Source organism: Actinomadura sp. BRA 177 (assembly GCF_013372625.1).
GTDB lineage: Bacteria > Actinomycetota > Actinomycetes > Streptosporangiales > Streptosporangiaceae > Spirillospora.
Genome location: NZ_JABXFD010000457.1, coordinates 1932 through 5458 on the forward strand (window position 1 = coordinate 1932; position 3527 = coordinate 5458).

At 58.1% G+C, this 3527-nt stretch carries 2 rRNA genes; both read left to right on the top strand.

Features of this window, described 5'->3' with window-relative positions:
- The first annotated feature begins 157 nt into the window (after window positions 1-157).
- A 23S ribosomal RNA gene (locus HUX53_RS27110) occupies window positions 158-3262 on the top strand.
- A 147-nt stretch (window positions 3263-3409) separates the two neighbouring features.
- Window positions 3410-3526, top strand: a 5S ribosomal RNA gene (gene rrf, locus HUX53_RS27115).
- Window position 3527 lies beyond the last annotated feature (1 nt).

Below are 3527 nucleotides of genomic sequence, written 5' to 3' on the forward strand. Positions count from 1 at the left end.
CGCCTCACTCGCGATGAGTGTGGCGGTGCTGGTGGGCCCGGTTGTTTTTTGAGAACTGCACAGTGGACGCGAGCATCTCTGGTGAGGGCTTCGAGGTTCTGCCTTTCGGGGTGGGGTTGAGGGTTCTCATCTGCGATTTGTTTTGATCGTTTTGTGTGTTCAAGTTTTTAAGGGCATACGGTGGATGCCTTGGCATCAGGAGCCGATGAAGGACGTGGGAGCCTGCGATATGCCTCGGGGAGTCGGCAACCAGACTTTGATCCGGGGATTTCCGAATGGGGAAACCTGGCACTCGTCATGGGGTGTCGCCGCCTGCTGAATGTATAGGCAGGTTGGTGGGAACGCGGGGAAGTGAAACATCTCAGTACCCGCAGGAAGAGAAAACAATTGTGATTCCGTGAGTAGTGGTGAGCGAAAGCGGAGGAGCCTAAACCGTGCGCGTGTGATACCTGGTAGGGGTTGCGTGTGCGGGGTTGTGGGACCATCCTGCTGGATCTACCAGTCCGGCGGAGAGTTATAAAACAGCGTGGTAGTCGAATGGCATGGGAAGGCCGACCGTAGACGGTGAGAGTCCGGTAGACGAAACTGCGTTGTCTCTTGGGTGTGTTCCCGAGTAGCACGGGGCCCGTGAAATCCCGTGTGAATCTGCCACGACCACGTGGTAAGGCTGAATACTTCCTGGTGACCGATAGCGGATCAGTACCGTGAGGGAATGGTGAAAAGTGCCCCGGTGAGGGGTCGTGAAATAGTACCTGAAACCGTGTGCCTACAAGCCGTCAGAGCGTCCTCAGGAGCTTGCTCCTGTTCGTGATGGCGTGCCTTTTGAAGAATGAGCCTGCGAGTTATGGTGTGTGGCGAGGTTAACCGGTGGCGGGTAGCCGTAGCGAAAGCGAGTCTGAATAGGGCGAATGTAGTCGCATGCTGTAGACCCGAAGCGGGGTGATCTAGCCATGGGCAGGGTGAAGCGCCGGTAAGACGGTGTGGAGGCCCGAACCCACCAGGGTTGAAAACCTGGGGGATGACCTGTGGTTAGGGGTGAAAGGCCAATCAAACTCCGTGATAGCTGGTTCTCCCCGAAATGCATTTAGGTGCAGCGTCGCGTGTTTCTTGCCGGAGGTAGAGCTACTGGATGGCTGATGGGCCCTACAAGGTTACTGACGTCAGCCAAACTCCGAATGCCGGTAAGTGAGAGCGTGGCAGTGAGACTGCGGGGGATAAGCTTCGTAGTCGAGAGGGAAACAGCCCAGATCATCGGCTAAGGCCCCTAAGCGTGTGCTAAGTGGGAAAGGATGTGGAGTTGCTGTGACAACCAGGAGGTTGGCTTAGAAGCAGCCATCCTTGAAAGAGTGCGTAATAGCTCACTGGTCAAGTGATTCCGCGCCGACAATGTAGCGGGGCTCAAGCACACCGCCGAAGCCGTGGCACTCCGAGCTTGTCTCGGGGTGGGTAGGGGAGCGTCCTGCAGCCGGTGAAGCCGCCGAGTGATCGAGTGGTGGAGGCTGTGGGAGTGAGAATGCAGGCATGAGTAGCGAGTCACACGTGAGAAACGTGTGCGCCGGATGACCAAGGGTTCCTGGGGCAGGCTAATCCGCCCAGGGTAAGTCGGGACCTAAGGCGAGGCCGACAGGCGTAGTCGATGGACAACGGGTTGATATTCCCGTACCCGCTGGTATGCGCCAACGCTGAACCCTCTGATGCTAAGACCCCGAATCCCGGTTCGAGCCTTCGGGCTTGTTTCGGGCCTAGCGGTCGACCCGAGGGGGTAGTAGGTGAGTGATGGGGTGACGCAGGAGGGTAGCTCAGCCCGGGCGATGGTTGTCCCGGGGTAAGCATGTAGCCCGCGCTATAGGCAAATCCGTAGCGCATGAGGGTGAGATGTGATGCCGAGCCGTTTTAGGTGAAGTGAGTGATCCCATGCTGTCGAGAAAAGCCTCTAGCGAGTGTACTGGCGGCCCGTACCCTAAACCGACTCAGGTGGTCAGGTAGAGAATACCAAGGCGATCGGGTGAACTGTGGTTAAGGAACTCGGCAAATTGCCCCCGTAACTTTGGGAGAAGGGGGACCACGCCCGGTGAACCGTCTTGCACGGGGAGCTGGGTGGGGTCGCAGAGGCCAGGGGGAAGCGACTGTTTACTAAAAACACAGGTCCGTGCGAAGTCGTAAGACGCTGTATACGGACTGACGCCTGCCCGGTGCCGGAACGTTAAGAGGACCGGTTAGATCCGTTCGAGGGTCGAAGCTGAGAATCTAAGCGCCGGTAAACGGCGGTGGTAACTATAACCATCCTAAGGTAGCGAAATTCCTTGTCGGGTAAGTTCCGACCTGCACGAATGGCGTAACGACTTCCCCGCTGTCTCAACCACAGGCCCGGCGAAATTGCAGTACGAGTAAAGATGCTCGTTTCGCGCAGCAGGACGGAAAGACCCCGGGACCTTCACTACAGCTTGGCATTGGCGCTTGGAGCGTCTTGTGTAGGATAGGTGGGAGACTGTGAAGCCGGCACGCCAGTGTCGGTGGAGTCGTTGGTGAAATACCACTCTGGTCGTTTTGAGCGTCTAACCCGCACCCGTGGATCCGGGTGGGGGACAGTGCCTGGTGGGTAGTTTAACTGGGGCGGTTGCCTCCTAAAGTGTAACGGAGGCGCCCAAAGGTTCCCTCAGCCTGGTTGGCAATCAGGTGGCGAGTGCAAGGGCACAAGGGAGCTTGACTGTGAGACGGACGTGTCGAGCAGGTGCGAAAGCAGGGCCTAGTGATCCGGCACCTACGTGTGGAAGTGGTGTCGCTCAACGGCTAAAAGGTACCCCGGGGATAACAGGCTGATCTTCCCCAAGAGTCCATATCGACGGGATGGTTTGGCACCTCGATGTCGGCTCGTCGCATCCTGGGGCTGGAGTAGGTCCCAAGGGTTGGGCTGTTCGCCCATTAAAGCGGCACGCGAGCTGGGTTTAGAACGTCGCGAGACAGTTCGGTCCCTATCCGCTGCGCGCGTAGGAGAATTGAGAGGGTCTGTCCCTAGTACGAGAGGACCGGGACGGACGGACCTCTGGTGTGCCAGTTGTCCCGCCAGGGGCACGGCTGGTTGGCTACGTTCGGTCGGGATAACCGCTGAAAGCATCTAAGCGGGAAGCCTTCCTCGAGATGAGTTCTCCCACCCCTTCGTGGGTGTAAGGCCCCCGGTAGACGATCGGGTTGATAGGCCGGAGATGGAAGCGCGGTAACGTGTGGAGTCGACCGGTACTAATAGGCCGAGTGGCTTGAACACACTGAACGTTCAAACCAAATCGCTGCGATGTTTCGCGTCCCTGTGTGGTTCCCAGAAAACAACCGGAACCGCAGTACAAAAGAAGATGCCGAGCCTGGTCGCTCGGACGTGGATGTGCCCACCCTCATGGGGTGGTGCGTTGAGACGTTCGGTGGTTTTGGCGAAGGGGAAACACCCGGTCCCATCCCGAACCCGGAAGTTAAGCCCTTCAGCGCCGATGGTACTGCATGGGAGACTGTGTGGGAGAGTAGGACACCGCCGGACA